Genomic DNA, 16,117 nt, shown 5'->3' on the forward strand with positions numbered 1-16,117 from the left:
TAGGCCGCCAAGGCGGCTTGTTTGACGACGCGGCCACAGCCCGCCCGGGCTGGTAGGTCCTGGGACTATTGGAGGGGATTTTCCTCATGGCGGCTATGAAACCACGCACCGGCGACGGCCCTATGGAAGTAACCAAAGAGGGCCGCAGCTTGATCATGCGTGTGCCGCTCGAAGGCGGGGGGCGGCTTGTGGTCGAACTTAACGCAGCAGAGGCGGCAAACCTAAAGGAATGCCTCGTCGGCGTTACCGAATAGTTTTGGTGGGGAAGGGTCCGCAGCCGGAAGGCTGCGGGCCCTTCCTTATTTCTTGACCGCTACCAGGAGTCCGTCGCCGGTGGGGAGCATGGCCGAGGCCAGGCGATCGTCGTCGCGGATTGACTTGCCCACCTGGCGAAGAACCGCGGTGGTGGAATCCCGGGCTGCCGGGTTGGCCACCCGGTCCTTGTCCAGTGCGTCGTTGATGATCAGGAGGCCGCCGGACTTCAGCAGCCGGATAGCCTGCTCCACGTATCCCGGAATGTTCGGCTTGTCCGCGTCGATGAACACCAGGTCGTAGGCGCTGTCCGTCAGGCGCGGCAGGACGTCTCCGGCCCGGCCGGAAATGGTGCGGGTGCGGTTGGCGGGGCTTCCCGCTTCCTGGAAGGCCTCCCGCGCAGCCCGGAGATGTTCCACGTCGACGTCGATGGTGGTCAGCACCGCCTGGGGGCCGAGCCCCCGAAGCAGGCAGACGCCGGACACGCCCGCCCCGGTGCCGATTTCCACGGCCGTCTGCGCCTTGGACGCCGCCGCCAGTACCGTCAGCACCGCTCCAACCCCCGGTCCCACCGGAGTCACACCGAGCTCAAAGGAGCGTTCCCGAGCATGCAACAGGACTTCATCCTCGGCAGGCAGATCTTCTGCATAGGACCAGCTCGTGGACTTATCGGCGCTCATGAGGATTCGCTTTCTGGGCGGCAGGGGGATTGTTTCTAACAGCGTACTGTGTCAGGCGGTGCACGGACCGGAGGTGACGGCGCGGCAGGCTGTGGCTAGCCGCGGATGTGATCGGGACCACCGATTCGCATCCCGGGGCGCGTTTGTTTCCGCCCAAGGCTGAAGCCCGGCGAAAGTCAGGAAATTCCCAGCCAACTTTGAAATGATGGTTATCCGCTCATCCAGGAGGTGATCGGCGCCGAAGCACTGGTGTCAGTCCGACTGGTGCCAGAACCGCCCAGGCGTTTGTACCATCCACGAGGGGAGTGGACGATGTCAGCATCAGTTGTGGCACCTGTCCCGGCAATTGAAGATCCAGTCGCACAGTCGGAAGCCGAGTGGGTCAGGCCAACATGGGAAGAAGTGGTCACAAACCACTCCGCCAAGGTCTACCGGCTTGCCTACCGCCTGACCGGCAACAAGTACGACGCCGAGGACCTCACCCAGGAGGTGTTCGTCCGCGTCTTCCGGTCATTGGAGAACTTCAAGCCCGGCACGCTGGATGGCTGGCTCCACAGGATCACCACCAACCTGTTCCTGGACCAGGCCCGGCGCAAGAGCCGCATCCGCTTTGATGCCCTCGCTGACGACGCCGAATCCCGGTTGCCCGGCCGCGAACCCGGCCCGGAACAGAGCTTCGAATTCAACAACCTGGACCTTGATGTGCAGGCCGCCCTGGAGGAACTGCCGCCGGACTTCCGCGCCGCCGTCGTCCTCTGTGATCTGGAAGGCCTGTCCTACGACGAGGTCGCCGAGGCCCTGGGTGTCAAACTCGGAACCGTGAGGTCCCGCATCCACCGCGGCCGCACCATGCTCCGGGAGAAGCTGGCCCACCGTGATCCCCGGACCAGGCAGTCCCTCAAGCCGCGGCTCAAGATGCCGCGCATCGCCGGCATCCTCTGATCGGCTCCATGGGTCAGCTGAGAAACCTGCTGCGTGGCCTTGGAGGCAACTGTTCGCGCGGATTCCTGCCACGGGGCAAGAGCGGACGCAGCGCGAAACACATGGAATCGTGCCCCGAATGCGCGTCCCTTCTGTGGCGTGAACGCCAATACCTTGAGCGCATGCGGCGTGCCGCAATCCCTGCCGCCAGCGACGACCTGACGGCCAGGCTGCTGGCCCGGACGCAGCACCTCGCCATGGCGCCTGCTTCCTCGGCTGCCCGGCCGCCCGTTCCTGCCTCTCCTGCCGTAAAGGTGCTGGGCCTCGCAGCAGGCGGAGCCATGGCGGCGGCAGGCGTGGTTGCCGGGGCCGCCTACTTCCTGGCCGGTGACCCCAGACCCGTGGCAGCCGGTGTTTCCGCAGAAGCGTTCCAGCAGCAGGCGGCCACTTTCGGGCTTCAGTCGTCGGATGGCGTCCTCCCGCCCGGCGGTGCCGCTTCTCCCGGCTCTGTTTCCCCGGACGACGTTTCCCCCGACACCGGTTCAGGTAGTGCCGGTTCTGGGAGTGCCGCGCCGCTGGGGACGGCAGGCATGCTGACGTCCGCGGAACTCCAAAGCCTCCGAACGCAGGGATGGTCCTGCCCGGAGCTCCAGGCAATGGGGTTCCATGTGCTCTGGGCGCGGCGTGAAGCCGTCTCAGGGCAGGGTGTCCTGGAGCTGAGGCTAACCGACGGCAAGCACTTTGCCACTGTGTTGGAACAGCACCCGCAGGTCCGCCCGGCGGGTGGTTTGCCGTCTGCGGCAGCAGCCTCCTCGCCGACGAACATCCTGACGGGCCGTCCTGCCGCCGAAGACGGGTTCGTGCCTGCGCCGGAAGGCGGCGTGCCTGCTGGCGGGCTGCTGTGGATCAACGCATCCGCCCCGTGGAAGGCCATCTACCAGACCTCCGATGTGACGTTCACCTACATTTCGGATCTCCCCGCGGAGGCGGCCGACGACGGCGTGGCGGAGCTGATCGGTTCGGTCTCCGTGACGGCCGCGCCCAGCGTGGACGACGGACCGGCAGGTTCCGGAACGGACAAGGTTGCCGCGCCTGCGCCCGAGGCACTGCCTGCGAGGCTGCAGCGCGGACTGGGGCGCATCATGGAGCTTTTCACGCCGTGAGCCGTCCGTCCTTTGCGGCGTGCGCCGTGCGGTCCGCGTCAGAATCGTCACCAGCGTGCCGGAGAGGGTAATCTTCCTAAAGTGTTTGGAATCAACGGCCCGGAGTTTCTCCTTCTGCTGATCATCGGCGTCCTGGTGATCGGCCCCAGCCGGCTGCCCGAATACACCCAGAAATTGGCGAACCTGGTGAAGGAAGTCCGCCGGATGGCGTCCGGCGCGCGGGAACAGATCAAGGACGAAGTCGGCATCGACATCGACGATGTTGACTGGAAGAAATACGACCCGCGCCAGTACGATCCCCGCCGGATCATCAAGGAAGCGCTGCTCGACGACGACACCAAGCCCGTCAGCGCCGGTGCCCCTGCAGCTGTTGCGGCAGTAGCCGCAGCCTCCGCCGCGTCTTACGCCGAAGAACGTCCGGCACGCGTCATCGAGCGGCTGGCCGACGGCGAGCGGGCTCCCTTCGACTCCGAGGCCACCTAAGCCCGGATTTGGACTGCCTCAGTCACCCGCGCAACAGTCACCGCGGCTGGAGGCCCAGTTTCATCCCCGTCAAACCGCGGGGCCTCGCCGCTAGCTTCCCTGCAATCCCCGCCAGTGCCTTCGCCGCCGGAGTCTCCGGCCGGCCGAGCACGATCGGTTCGCCCGCGTCGCCGCCCTCGCGCAGCAGGATGTCCAGGGGAATCTGGCCCAGCAGCGGGACGTCCGCGCCCACGGTCGTGCTCAGCCGCTCGGCGAGGACAGCCCCGCCGCCGCTGCCGAACAGTTCCATCCTGCCGCCGTCGGGCATTTCAAGGTAGGACATGTTCTCCACGATGCCGGCAACGGACTGACCCGTCTGGGTGGCAATGGCGCCGGCACGTTCGGCGACGTCAGCGGCCGCCGTCTGCGGGGTGGTCACCACCAGGATCTCGGCCTTCGGAAGCAGCTGCGCCACGGAGATGGCGATGTCCCCGGTTCCCGGAGGCAGGTCAAGGAACAGGGCGTCCAGGTCGCCGAAGTAGACGTCGGTGAGGAACTGCTCCAGCGCACGGTGCAGCATGGGCCCGCGCCAGGCCACCGGCTGATTGCCCTTGACGAACATTCCGATGGAAATGACCTTCACCCCGTAAGCTACCGGCGGCAGGATCATGTCGTCCACGCGGGTGGGGGACTGGTCGATGCCCATCAGTGCCGGCACCGAGAATCCGTACACGTCAGCGTCGATAATGCCGACGCGCAGGCCCTGGGCGGCCATGGCGCAGGCGAGGTTCACGGTGACCGAGGACTTGCCCACCCCGCCTTTGCCGCTGGCCACCGCGAACACCTTCGTGAGGGAGCCGGGCTGGTTGAACGGGATGCCCCGCTGTCCTCCGGGTCCGCGAAGCTGCTCCTTCAGTGCATCGCGCTGCTCCTGCGACATGACTTTCAGCTCGACGTCGACGCCCGTGACGCCCGGCACGGCCGACAGCGCCGCCTCGGAGTCCGAGGTGATGGTGCCGCGCAGCGGACAGCCGGCGATGGTGAGCAGCACCACGAGCCGGACCAGGCCGTCGTCGGCGATGTCCACGGACTCCACCATGCCGAGTTCGGTGATGGGGCGCCGCAGTTCGGGGTCGATAACAGTGGCCAGTGCAGCGTCCACTGCCTGGGCCAGGGGGGTGCTCATGCAGTCAGTACTCAGCTTTCGGGGGAATTGAGGTGCGCGGGATAACCCGGCTTGTCCGGTTTGACCTTGGGGATCTGCTGGGTGCGCGGGTTGCGCTGCTTGTCGCGGCGTTCCTTCAGCTTCTCTTTGACTTTGTCCTTGGGCGACTCGTGGCTACCGGCGCCGGACGGATCGTGGGTGCGGAGTTCCTCCTGCGCCTCCAGCATGTCCTCGAGGAGGCTGCGGAGCTCGGCGCGGACGTAGTCGCGCGTGGCGACCTCGCGGAGCGCGATGCGCAGGGAGGCCAGCTCCCTGGTGAGGTACTCGGTGTCGGAGAGGTTGCGTTCGGCGCGCTGCCGGTCCTGCTGGAGGGACACACGGTCGCGGTCGTCCTGGCGGTTCTGGGCGAGCAGCAGCAGCGGGGCAGCATAGGAGGCCTGGAGGGACAGCATCAGGGTAAGCAGCGTGTAGCCCAGGGCCTGCGAGTCGAACTGCCATTCCTCGGGCGCGAAGGTATTCCAGACCAGCCAGAAGACGCAGAAGATCGTCATGTAGACCAGGAAGGTCGGCGTGCCCATAAAACGGGCAAAGCCTTCCGTGGCGTGGCCGAACGCATCGGGATTGGGCGAGAACTTGGGAAGAATGCGCTGGCGTCCGCTCAGGGGCGTATCGAGACTGCCTTTGCCCGCGGCCTTGCTGCCCGGCCTGGTGTTGGAGCTTCGTGCGGAGGTGTTCTCAGCCAATGCGGCCTCCAAGCTTCCTTATCGGGGCGTCGTCCTCGTGGGCGCGCCAGTCATCGGGCAACAAGTGATCCAGCACGTCATCAACGGTCACCGCCCCCACAAGGCGTCCGTCGGCGTTGACCACGGGAAGTGAGTTCAGGTTGTAGGTGGCCAGGGTCCGGGCCACCTCGCTGATGTGTGCCTGGTCGGAGACAGGTTCGAGAGTCTTGTCGACGAGGTTGCCCAGTGGTTCGGGCGGAGGGTAGCGCAGCAGCTGCTGGATGTGGACCACCCCCAGGAACCGTCCGGTGGGCGTCTCCAGCGGGGGCCGGGCAATGAAGATCGACGACGCCAGGGCCGGCGAGAGTTCCTCGCGGCGGACGTGGGCCAGGGCTTCGGCCACGGTGGCCTCGGGCGGGAGGATCACCGGAACAGGCGTCATGAGGCCGCCGGCGGTGTCCTCGTCGTACTCGAGGAGGCGCCGGACATCCTCGGCACCTTCGGGCTCCATCAGCTGCAGCAGTTCCTCCGCCTGGGCCGAGGGAAGTTCGGCGAGGAGGTCGGCGGCGTCGTCCGGGTCCATCTCTTCAAGGACGTCGGCGGCGCGGTTAACATCGAGGGCGGAGAGGATCTCCACCTGGTCGCCTTCCGGCATCTCCTGAAGGACGTCGGCGAGCCGTTCGTCCTGGAGTTCGCTGGCCACCTCGAAGCGGCGCTTGTCGCTCATCTCCTGGAGGGCTTCGGCGAAGTCGGCCGGCTTCAGGCCCTCGTGTGTTGCGACGAACTGGGTGGCGGCCTGGGGCTCCGTCCTGGCACCCTGCTGCGCGTCAGCCCAGTCGATGATCATGGTCTCGTTGCGGCGGAGCCGGCTCAGCGGCGAGAGGGAGTGGCCGCGGCGGACGAACAGCTTGCTGACGAACCAGTCACCGGAACGGTGCCGGTCCATCGCGATGTCCTCGATGGTGGCGTCGCCGCTGCCGTCCGCGAGGGTCACACGGCGGTCGAACATTTCGGCCACCACCAGGGTTTCCGCGCCGCGCTGTTCAAAGCGGCGCAGGTTCACCAGGCCGGTGCAGATCACCTGGGTCTGGTCGATCGAGGTGATCCGGGTCATCGGGACGAATACCCGCTTCTTGCCGGGCACTTCCACCACGATGCCCACCACATGCGGTGCGCCCCGGGTGCCGCGGGAGAGCACGACAACGTCGCGCAGCCTGCCGAGCCGGTCGCCCAGGGGGTCGAAGACATCCAGTCCGAGAAGGCGCGCAACAAACACCCGCGAAAGATTTGTGCTCACGTGTACAGGCTACCGAGTCTGCTCTCTTTTAGCTGAATTTCAGCCTGCGTACAGCCGGATGGGCAAGAATGGATGTATGTCAAACATTTTTGGTGCTCCCAAGGCCGGTGTCCCGAACGGGCCGGACGAATTCCGCACGGTTCCGTCCGGGGACACCGTCGGTTCGTATACCTCCTACCTGGACGCCCAAAAGGCGGTGGATTACCTTGCGGACCAGCAGTTTCCCGTTCAGCTGGTATCCATCGTGGGCAACGACCTGAAGATGGTGGAGCGCGTCACCGGTCGCCTGAGCTACCCCCGGGTCGCTTTGTCCGGCGCACTGAGCGGCATGTGGTTCGGCCTGTTTGTCGGCGTAATGCTGTCCTTTTTCTCGCCGACCGGCGGTTACTTCTCGATTGTGACCTCGGTGCTCATGGGTGCGGCGTTCTTTATGCTCTTCGGCATCGTCACTTACGCAACGCAACGCGGGAAGCGCGACTTCACCTCAACGAGCCAGGTGGTGGCAACGAACTACGACGTCGTCGTCGCCGTTGAAGCGTCCCATGAGGCGCGGCGCATGCTGCAGCAGCTGCCCATGACCACGTCGGACGCATCCGCCGGGGCCGCAGCGTACGGCCAGCGGGACTACCAGAACCAGCCGTTCCAGCAGCCCGGACAACAGCATGGGCCGCAGCAGGGAACAGGGCCCCAGCGGCCCGCCGGCTGGAACGATCCTTACGGCCAGAGGACGCCGGAAGCCGGGAACCAGCCGGCCGCCGGTGCCCACGCGGCCGGAGCCCCGGGTGCCGGACCGCAGGCTGCTGCCGAGGAACACCCACAGCACCGCGCGGCTCCCACGCCCCCCGTCCGCTACCCGGACCTGCCCGATGGCAGGCCGCAGTACGGTGTCCGCGTAACCGATGCGCCCAAACAGGAGGAAAGCCCCAAGCAGGGGCCGTCCGAGGGCGACACGCAGCAGTAGCCCGGGGACACATAAGGCCTCCGTCCGGACAAGATCCGGGCGGAGGCCTTATGCGTAGGCCTTAGGGCTGCTGCTGGTCGATTTCCTGGTAGATGCCCGCCATCCAGGACTCGACGTCGTCGGCCTTGCGGGGGAGAGCCGCGCTGAGGTTGACCGGACCGTCTGCAGTCATCAGGATGTCGTCCTCGATCCGCACGCCGATGCCGCGGTACTCCGCGGGAATCGCGAGGTCTTCGTTCTTGAAGTACAAACCGGGCTCGATCGTGAACACCATGCCGGGGGTGAGGACACCGTCCAAGTAGAGCTCGCGCTTGGCCTGGGCGCAGTCGTGCACGTCGAGGCCGAGGTGGTGGCTGGTGCCGTGGGGCATCCAGCGTCGGTGCTGTTGGCCCTCGGGGCTGATGGCCTCCTCGACGGACACAGGCAGCAGGCCCCACTCGGCCAGGCGCTCAGCCAGGACGGTGGTGGCGGCCGTGTGGATGTCCCGGAACTTGGTGCCCGGCAGGGCCGCGGCGAAGCCGGCGTCCGCAGCGTCCAGAACAGCTTCGTAGACCTTCCGCTGGACGTCGGTGAAGGTCCCGTTGGCTGGCAGCGTACGGGTGACGTCGGCGGTGTAGAGGGAATCAGCTTCAACGCCCGCGTCCAGCAGCAGCAGTTCGCCGGCGTTGACCGTACCCGTGTTCCGGGTCCAGTGCAGCACCGTGGCGTTGTTGCCCGAGGCCGCGATGGTGTCATACCCCAGCTCGTTGCCTTCTTCCCGGGCACGGGCGAAGAAGGCGCCTTCGACCACGCGTTCCCCGCGCTGGTGCGTCAGGGCGCGCGGAAGCGCCTTGACCACTTCGGTGAACCCTTCCACCGTGGCAGCCACCGCGATCTGCATCTGCTCGACCTCCCACTGGTCCTTGAGCAGGCGGAGCTCGGAGAGGGCTTCCGTGAGCTTCTCGTCGAGGGCGTCGAGCACGCCCAGGTCCAGGTTGTCCGGGTCCTTGGCCGTGTTGTACCGGGCAGTGTCCACGAGGGCGTCGATGTTCTCGTCCACCTTGCGCACCAGCCGGATGGAGATGCCGCCGATTTCGGGGGCGCCCACATTCTTGGTGATGGCGAGTTCAAGTTCGTCGATGTGCGCCGTGGCGAGGCCCAGCCTCCGCTCGAATTCCGCGAGCGTGGGCCGCGGACCGATCCAGAATTCGCCGGAGCGGGAGTCTGCGTAGAACTGTTCGGTGTCCCGGCCGGCCAGGGGACGGAAGTAGAGCGTGGCGCGGTGGTTCCCGCCGTCGTCGCCCTTTCCTTCTTCAACCGGTTCCAGGATGAGTACAGCGTCCGGCTCGTGGTCCAGGCCCAGGCCGGTCAGGTGCGCGAAGCCGGAGTGGGGGCGGAAGCGGTAGTCGCAGTCGTTGGAGCGGACCTTCAGCGGCCCCGCGGGGACCACCAGGCGTTCGCCTTTGAACAGGTCCGAAATGGTGCGACGTCGATTGGCGGCGTGGTCGGCGACGGCGTCCCGATCGGGGAGCTCTTGTGCCGACGGCGCCCAATTGCTGGCCATAAAGGCCTTGAAGGCGTCGGAACTGGGCCGCTGCGAGCGGTTGTTGACGCGCTCTTCGAGGGGCTGGTTTGAGGTAGTTTCGCCGTTGTAGGCGTTATCTGCATCGTTCACCGTCCCATAGTCTCACCAGCGGCGTGGCCGGGGCCACCGAACACTGCACCGGCCATCCACACCGGGCATCTACTAGGCTGGGCAAGTGAGGATTGATCTGCATGCCCACTCGAATGTTTCCGACGGCACGGAGGCGCCCGCAACGGTGATGGCAGCCGCGGCAGCGGCGGGCCTTGACGTGGTGGCACTGACCGACCATGATTCCACCGACGGCTGGGCCGAGGCCTCCCTGGCGGCCCGCGCGGAAGGCGTCGCCCTCGTGCCGGGCATGGAGATTTCCTGCCGGACCGATGAGGGCATCAGCGTCCACCTCCTCAGCTACCTCCATGACCCCACGCATCCAGGCCTGCTGGAGGAGATCACCAAGGCCAAGGACGCGCGACTCACCCGGGCTGAACGCATGGTCACGCTTCTTGCCGAGGACTACCCGCTGAGCTGGGACGACGTTATCCACCACGTGGCACCGGGCGCAACGCTGGGCCGGCCGCATATTGCCGACGCCCTGGTGGCGGCCGGCGTGGTTGCGGACCGGACCGAGGCCTTCGCGTCCATCCTGACGTCCCATTCCCGGTACTTCGTTCAGCACTATGCTCCGGATCCGGCCGTGGCCGTGGCACTTGTCCGGGCGGCGGGCGGCGTGCCGGTGTTCGCCCACCCGGTGGCGTCCGCGCGCGGCCGTGTGGTGGGCAGGAGGACCTACCTGGAAATGATCGACGCCGGCCTGGCCGGCCTGGAGATCGAACACCGCGACAACCCTGAAGACGGACGGGCCTACCTGCGTGCGCTCGCCGAGGAGCACGGCCTGCTGGTGACGGGATCCTCGGACTACCACGGGACGGGCAAGCCGAACCTGCTGGGCGAAAACCTGACCTCCCCGGAGGTCCTGGCGAGGATCGAAGAGCAGGCCACCGGCACCGCCGTCGTGCGTCCGTGAACTCTGCCGTTACCTCGTGAACCGCGCCCCAACTGGCTGGCAGTTAACGCTCTGAAAACCGCGAATGACGACGTTAAATGCGAGTCAGTTGGGTGGGAAAGACGTGAAAGTCGCGTGCGCGGCGAGGCGGCCCGCCATGACGTCGATGGCCGGCTGGTTCTGGTCCACGCAGACGAATTTCCGGCCGAGCTTGGCGGCCACGGCTCCGAGCGTGCCGGATCCGGCGAAGAAGTCCAGGCACCAGTCCCCCGGACGGCTTGAGGCGGCCACCACGCGGCGGATCAGGCCCTCGGGCTTCTGCGTCGGGTAGCCAGTCTTCTCCTTGCCGGTGGGGGAGACGATGGTGTGCCACCAGACGTCCGTGGGCAGCTTGCCCAGTTCCCTTTTTTCGGGAGTCACCAGGCCGGGTGCCATATACGGTTCGCGGTCCACTTCGGCGCTGTCGAAGTGGTACTTGGCCGGGTTCTTGACGTATACGAGGATGTTGTCGTGCTTGGTGGGCCAGCGGAACTTGGCGCGGGCGCCGTAATCGTAGGCCCAGATGATTTCGTTCAGGAAGCACTCGCGGCCAAAGATGGCATCCAGCATCACCTTGGCGTAGTGCACTTCCCGGTAGTCCAGGTGCAGGTACAGGGTGCCGTCGTCGGCCAGCAGCCGCCAGGCTTCCACGAGCCTTGGTTCCAGGAAGGACCAGTAGTCGCTGAACGCGTCGTCGTAGCTGTGCAGGGCGCCCTTGATCGTGTCGTAGGAGCGGCCCTTGAAGCCCACGCGGTCGCCGTCGCCGTCCGCGTTGCGCACCATGGTTGTCTGCTGGCGGCGCTGGGAGCGGCCCGTGTTAAAGGGCGGGTCGACGTAAATGAGTGTGAAGGCGCCGTCCGGCAGCGTTGGCAGGTACTCCGCGTTGTCCGCGTGTACCACCAGGTTGCTGCCGTCCGGCGCCCAGACGGTGTCAATCATTGAAGGGTTTAGGCCTCGGTGTTGCCACGTTGCGCGCCGTCCTGCGCTGCGTTTCCGCCGGCCACCACTTCGCCGTTGCGGCGGCGGGTGCGCGTGCGGCGGCGGGCGCGGGTGGCGCGGTCCACCTCGGCCGGTGCGGAAGCCGACGCGACCGCGGGTGCTGCCTCGGCTGCCGGAGCGGCTGCAGTGCTGCTGTCGGAAGTACGACGACGGCGGTCCCCTGAGCGTCCGCCGGCCTCGCTGCCGCTGCGGCGGGTATCGCGTCCGCCTGTGCGTCCGCTGTCCCGTCCGGCTCCGCGGGCACCGTCCTTTGCGTTGTCGCGGCCGCTGTCCCTTGCGCCACCGCGCCCGGGCTTCTTGCCGGTCTCGCCCAGATCCTCAAGGACCTCGGCATCGACGCCGGCCAGCACCCGCTTGTCGCGGGGCAGCCGGCCCTTGGTGCCTTCGGGGATGTCCAGCTCTTCGAACAGGTGCGGCGAGGAGGAGTAGGTTTCCACCGGCTCGGGCACGCTCAGGCCAAGGGCCTTGTTGATCAGGCCCCAGCGCGGCATGTCGTCCCAGTCAACGAACGTGACGGCTGTGCCCTTGTTGCCGGCGCGTCCGGTGCGCCCAACGCGGTGCAGGTAGATCTTCTCGTCTTCGACGCACTGGTAGTTGATCACGTGCGTCACGTCGTCCACGTCGATGCCGCGGGCAGCGACGTCCGTGGCCACCAGGACATCAACCTTGTTGTTGCGGAAGGCCCGGAGGGCCTGCTCGCGGGCACCCTGGCCGAGGTCGCCGTGGATGGCGGCCGCAGCGAAGCCGCGATCCACCAGTTCCTCGGACACCTTGGCGGCGGTGCGCTTGGTCTTGGTGAAGATGATGGTGCGTCCGCGGCCGCGGGCCTGCAGGATGCGCGACACGACCTCGATCTTGTCCATGCTGTGCGCGCGGTAGATGAGCTGGCGGATGTCCCGCTTCGTGAGGCCCTCGTCGTCCGGGTCTGCCGCACGGATGTGGGTGGGCTGGGTCATGTAGCGTCGGGCCATGGCGATGACCGGGCCGGGCATCGTTGCGGAGAACAGCAGGGTCTGGCGGACGGCAGGGGTTCCGGCGATCAGCGTCTCGACGTCGGGCAGGAAGCCGAGGTCCAGCATTTCGTCGGCCTCATCGAGGATGACGATCTTGACGTTCTTCAGGCTCAGGTGCTTCTGCTTGTACAGGTCGATCAGGCGGCCGGGTGTACCGACAACAACTTCGACGCCCTTCTGCAGGGCATCCACCTGGGGCTCATAGGCGCGGCCGCCGTAAATCGTGGCGATGCGGGCGTTGCGCTTCTTGGCGGCGTTTTCCAGGTCCTTGGCCACCTGAACGGCCAGTTCACGGGTCGGCACAATCACGAGTGCCTGCGGTGCGCCCGGGACTGCCAGCTTGTCGAAGCCGGGGTCGTCGCGGCCCACGACGCGCTGCAGCGCGGGGATGCCGAAGCCCAGGGTCTTGCCGGTGCCGGTCTTGGCCTGGCCGATGATGTCGTGGCCGGCAAGGGCCACCGGCAGGGTCATCGCCTGGATGGGAAACGGGTGGGTGATCCCGGCATCGGCCAGGGATTCCACGATGTCGGCGCGGACGTTGAAGTCGGCAAAGGACTTCTCCTCGATCTCGTGAGGTTTTTCGTCCGAGATGATGGTCTCTTCAGGCTCGATCGATTCCGTTCCGGAGTCGTCGGTCAGAAGTTGGTGCGTGTGCAATTCACTCACAGGGGAGTTTCCTTATTCATTTGGGCATTGGCGCCGCCTGCTCAACGGGGCCGGCCGCAAGGCCGTTCCGGAGCACGCTCGAGCGCGCAAGCAAATCCAGTGGAAGCCGATCGCGGGCTATCTAAATGCTGGCACTGGGGACCAGCGGGTGTATCTCAAGATCGCGTAGGGGCGGGCTTGTTGAATTCGTAAATCAAGGAAATCAACGACCGGGCATCCATTACTACTCATTCAGTCTAGCCGTTGAGCGCAACCATCCCTGACTGACGCCCCGTGCACGCCGCGCAAGTCAGTCCACCAGCTCCAGCTTGATCTCCCGGGTGGCGATGTCCGAAGAGAGAAGCCTCACCCGCACGGTGGTGCCGGATTCGAGCTCGCCGGGGCACCTGGCCGTCACCGCTGGGTCGGCGATCTGGATGATGCCGGACGGTCCGTTGCCGTTCCCGTTGCCGTTCCCGTTCGGCTTGCCCGGTTTCGACCCCGAGATGACTACCGCGTCGAACTCCTGCCCGACGTGGTTGATGAGCAGGGCCGCCTCCACCGTGTCGAGGGCAAGGCGTTCCATCCGCGCTGCCAGCTGGTCCGAGGCGGCCATGATCTCCGGCAGGGAAGGGAGTGCCTCCCGGGCCCAGCCGGGAACAGCCGTGCGGTTGCTCAGCGCTTCACAGATCACCAGGACAAAACGGTCGATCAGCCGGCGCAGCGGGGCCGTGGTGTGCGCGTAGGCCGCCCCGATGGCCGACTGGATGGCAACCTCCGGAACCGTGCCGTCAAAGGGTGTGTAGCCTGCGCCCCGGAACAGCATGCCCGCGGAGTGCAGGATAGCCAGCTGCCGCGGGTCGGTGGGATCAAGGGACCTAAGGTACTCGCCGTAGCTGGCCTGGCCGTCCCAGGGCTTTCCCAGTGCGTGCGTTTGCCGCTTGAAATGCAGGAGGGAACGTTCATCCGGCGCCGGCATGGTGCGCAGGATGCCCACCTTGCCCTCGAGCATCAGGTCCGCGGCGGCCATGCCGGTCATCAGGGAAATCTGGGCGTTCCAGTCCTCCACAGGGAGGGGCGGCGCCGCGACGATGCGGTAGCCGCCGTCGGGCAGTTGCTGGATTTCCTGGTCCGGCATGTTCAGGCTGGCGCCGCCGCGCAGCCTCTCCAGTTCCACGCGTTTGAGCCCCACCTCCTTGAGGAGCTGCAGGACCGGGCCGGCGCCGCCCGAATCGAGGTCCTCCTGGACGTTCTTATAGCTGAGTTTGGCCCGGCTCCGGATCCTGGCCCGGCGTACCAGCACCGACTGCACGTGCGCTGCCTCATCCAGCTCGAACTCCCAGACAAACGCGGAGCACAATTGGCCGGAAAGCAGGCTGCCGGCGCTTTCGCTGATGACTTCCGGATGGAGCGGGATCCGCCCGTCGGGGGCGTAGAAGGTCTGCCCGCGGCGGCGGGTTTCGGCGTCGAGTGCCCCGCCGGGCTGCACGAAGGATGGCACATCGGCGATGGCGTAGAGCACCCTGTAGCCCCCGCCGGACCGTTCAATGAACAGGGCCTGGTCCAGGTCCGTGGAGGAAGGGGGATCGATGGTCACGAATTCCACGTCGGTGAGGTCGAAGTCAGGCATCTTGTGCTCCGCAATGGCCGCCAGCGCATCTTGAAGGGCATCATCAGGGAAGGGGCCGGGAAGCGCCAACTCCGTCCGGAGCGCGTTCAGCGCCTCGGCCAGACGGTTGGTCTGCTCGTGGACACTTGGAGTCAGGCGATGATGTGACACGAAAGTCAGATTAGCTCGATTTGCGCCATTAGTCTTGACTGATGAGCTCATCCCCGGCTGACACCGCTCGTTACAACCGCTTCGTGGCAGACCTGTTCGGAATGATGGCCTACGGGGAGCTGTCGGCCTTCGAGAGGTTCTCCGCGGACGCGCGGTATTCGCCCAACCTCCACGACCGTGCCGTGCTTGGCAGGATTGCCGTGGTGGAGTTCCGGCACTACGAGCTGGTGAGCTCCCGGCTGGCCAGTATGAACATCGACGCCGAGGACGCCATGCTGCCGTTCCAGGCTGCCGTGGATTACTTCCACTCGCGGACGCGCCCGGGGGACTGGTTCGAATCTCTGATGAAGGCCTACGTCATCGACACGGTCTCAGCCGACTTCTATCGGGCCATCTCGCAGTATGTGGATGCCGCCACGCGCGAACTCATCGAACAGATCCAGGACTCCGAAGAAACCACCGAGGTCCTCCGCGAACGGCTCAAAAGCGCACTGGCCGATGACCCCAGGCTCGCGTCAAGACTTGCGCTCTGGGGTAGGCGGCTGCTGGGCGAAGCATTGACCCAGGCACAGCGCGTCAGCTACGAGCACACCTTCCTGGCAAGCCTGATCGGCGGCGAGGACAACGCCGCAACGAAAGAGCTGGTCAGCGGGCTGATCTCCGGCCTGGCGGGGAACCATTCACGGCGTATGACGCAGCTCGGCCTGACCGGCTAGCTGTACTGCTGGCCGGCGTCGAGCGCCGCCAACAGTGACTTGGCCGCTGCGGCCGGGTCGTCGGCCTCGGTAATGGCGCGGACCACTACGATGCGCTGCGCTCCGGCAGCCACCACTTGTTCAACGTTGCCCAGGTCAATGCCGCCGATGGCGAACCACGGCAGCGGCGAACCGCCAAAGGTTCCTTCAGCCGCGCTGTCAGCTGTTTTGCCTGTTGTTTTGCCGCTGGCCCCGGCCGCGTAGCGGACCAGGTCGAGGCCGACGGCGGCCCGGCCCGGCTTGGTGGGAGTGGCCCACACCGGCCCCACGCAGAAGTAGTCCAGTCCGCCGGGACCGGTAAACGCAGCGATGGCGGCGTCGATCTGCTCCGGGCTGTGGGTTGACAGGCCGATCACTGCGTCATCGCCGAGGAATTTCCGGGCCGAAGCCAGGGGAAGGTCCTTCTGCCCGATGTGGAGTACCGGGGCGCCGGCGAGCGAGGCGATGTCGGCGCGGTCGTTGACCGACCAGAGCCGGCCGTGGCGGCGGGCAGCAGCCTCCAGCACTTCAAGCAGCTCGAGCTCTTCGGCGGCCTCCAGGTTCTTGTCCCGGAGCTGGATGATGTCAACGCCGCCGGCGTAGGCGGCATCGACGAAGTCTTCGAAATCGCCCCGGTCGGTGCGGGCATCGGTGCAGAGGTACAGGCGGGCGCTGGTGAGGACGGCGTGCTCGGTCATGGCACCAGCCTAGTTCCTC

The 16,117-nt window shown here is 66.4% G+C and carries 16 protein-coding genes; 7 read left to right on the forward strand and 9 right to left on the reverse strand.

Annotated elements, in window-relative coordinates:
- Positions 1-86: 86 nt before the first annotated feature.
- Complete coding sequence (locus CXQ91_RS01635) at positions 87-254, forward strand: DUF3117 domain-containing protein (RefSeq protein WP_009357720.1); 168 nt, start codon at positions 87-89, stop codon at positions 252-254.
- Positions 255-299: 45 nt separating this feature from the next.
- Here the strand turns inward: CXQ91_RS01635 and CXQ91_RS01640 are convergent, their stop codons facing one another.
- Positions 300-932, reverse strand: coding sequence for an O-methyltransferase (locus CXQ91_RS01640; RefSeq protein ID WP_104172170.1), 633 nt, complete (start codon positions 930-932; stop codon positions 300-302).
- A 312-nt stretch (positions 933-1,244) separates the two neighbouring features.
- Between CXQ91_RS01640 and sigE the strand changes: the two genes are divergently transcribed.
- From sigE to CXQ91_RS01655, 3 genes are all read left to right on the forward strand, one after another.
- Entirely contained in the window at positions 1,245-1,874 is a 630-nt protein-coding gene (gene sigE / locus CXQ91_RS01645) for an RNA polymerase sigma factor SigE (protein ID WP_104172171.1), read from the forward strand.
- A 161-nt stretch (positions 1,875-2,035) separates the two neighbouring features.
- On the forward strand, positions 2,036-3,016 hold the full coding sequence (locus CXQ91_RS01650) for an anti-sigma factor (protein ID WP_258073789.1): 981 nt from the start codon (positions 2,036-2,038) through the stop codon (positions 3,014-3,016).
- A gap of 81 nt (positions 3,017-3,097) precedes the next feature.
- Positions 3,098-3,499 (forward strand): Sec-independent protein translocase TatB, encoded by a 402-nt coding sequence (locus CXQ91_RS01655; RefSeq protein WP_104172173.1) that lies wholly within the window; start codon positions 3,098-3,100, stop codon positions 3,497-3,499.
- A gap of 37 nt (positions 3,500-3,536) precedes the next feature.
- Here CXQ91_RS01655 and CXQ91_RS01660 read toward each other — a convergent pair whose 3' ends face one another.
- Genes CXQ91_RS01660 through CXQ91_RS01670 form a run of 3 tightly spaced genes read right to left on the reverse strand, consistent with a single transcriptional unit; the run spans position 3,537 to position 6,662 of the window.
- A complete protein-coding gene (locus CXQ91_RS01660) occupies positions 3,537-4,664 on the reverse strand; it encodes an Mrp/NBP35 family ATP-binding protein (RefSeq protein WP_104172174.1) in 1,128 nt (375 codons plus the stop codon).
- A gap of 11 nt (positions 4,665-4,675) precedes the next feature.
- Entirely contained in the window at positions 4,676-5,398 is a 723-nt protein-coding gene (locus CXQ91_RS01665) for a DUF1003 domain-containing protein (protein ID WP_104172175.1), read from the reverse strand.
- Entirely contained in the window at positions 5,379-6,662 is a 1,284-nt protein-coding gene (locus CXQ91_RS01670) for a magnesium transporter MgtE N-terminal domain-containing protein (protein WP_104172176.1), read from the reverse strand. Before CXQ91_RS01670 ends, CXQ91_RS01665 begins: the two co-directional genes overlap by 20 nt.
- 76 nt (positions 6,663-6,738) lie before the next feature.
- Here CXQ91_RS01670 and CXQ91_RS01675 point away from each other — a divergent pair, with 76 nt between their 5' ends.
- Positions 6,739-7,623, forward strand: coding sequence for a general stress protein (locus tag CXQ91_RS01675; protein ID WP_181038736.1), 885 nt, complete (start codon positions 6,739-6,741; stop codon positions 7,621-7,623).
- A gap of 61 nt (positions 7,624-7,684) precedes the next feature.
- On the opposite strand, the gene CXQ91_RS01680 is transcribed toward CXQ91_RS01675, so the two are convergent.
- Positions 7,685-9,277, reverse strand: a complete 1,593-nt coding sequence (locus tag CXQ91_RS01680; protein WP_104172178.1) for an aminopeptidase P family protein — start codon at positions 9,275-9,277, stop codon at positions 7,685-7,687.
- 85 nt (positions 9,278-9,362) lie between these two features.
- Here CXQ91_RS01680 and CXQ91_RS01685 point away from each other — a divergent pair, with 85 nt between their 5' ends.
- Positions 9,363-10,211, forward strand: a complete 849-nt coding sequence (locus tag CXQ91_RS01685) for a PHP domain-containing protein (protein WP_104172179.1) — start codon at positions 9,363-9,365, stop codon at positions 10,209-10,211.
- 84 nt (positions 10,212-10,295) lie between these two features.
- On the opposite strand, the gene CXQ91_RS01690 is transcribed toward CXQ91_RS01685, so the two are convergent.
- The 3 genes from CXQ91_RS01690 to CXQ91_RS01700 all read right to left on the reverse strand — a co-directional run bounded on the left by CXQ91_RS01690 (position 10,296) and on the right by CXQ91_RS01700 (position 14,666).
- Entirely contained in the window at positions 10,296-11,168 is an 873-nt protein-coding gene (locus tag CXQ91_RS01690; protein WP_104172180.1) for a site-specific DNA-methyltransferase, read from the reverse strand.
- Between the two features lie 8 nt (positions 11,169-11,176).
- Positions 11,177-12,907, reverse strand: a complete 1,731-nt coding sequence (locus CXQ91_RS01695; protein WP_104172181.1) for a DEAD/DEAH box helicase — start codon at positions 12,905-12,907, stop codon at positions 11,177-11,179.
- 289 nt (positions 12,908-13,196) lie between these two features.
- The gene (locus CXQ91_RS01700) at positions 13,197-14,666 is read right to left on the reverse strand and encodes an RNB domain-containing ribonuclease (protein WP_104172182.1); all 1,470 of its coding nucleotides are present in this window, start codon (positions 14,664-14,666) and stop codon (positions 13,197-13,199) included.
- 41 nt (positions 14,667-14,707) lie between these two features.
- Here CXQ91_RS01700 and CXQ91_RS01705 point away from each other — a divergent pair, with 41 nt between their 5' ends.
- A complete protein-coding gene (locus CXQ91_RS01705; RefSeq protein WP_104172183.1) occupies positions 14,708-15,382 on the forward strand; it encodes a ferritin-like domain-containing protein in 675 nt (224 codons plus the stop codon).
- Here the strand turns inward: CXQ91_RS01705 and thiE are convergent.
- Positions 15,379-16,098 carry a thiamine phosphate synthase gene (gene thiE / locus CXQ91_RS01710; protein ID WP_104172184.1) on the reverse strand — a complete coding sequence of 240 codons (720 nt, stop codon included), beginning with the start codon at positions 16,096-16,098 and terminating at the stop codon, positions 15,379-15,381. The two genes, CXQ91_RS01705 and thiE, sit on opposite strands and share 4 nt — an antisense overlap.
- Positions 16,099-16,117: the final 19 nt, after the last annotated feature.

Source organism: Arthrobacter sp. Y81 (assembly GCF_002929335.1).
Classification (GTDB): Bacteria; Actinomycetota; Actinomycetes; order Actinomycetales; family Micrococcaceae; genus Arthrobacter.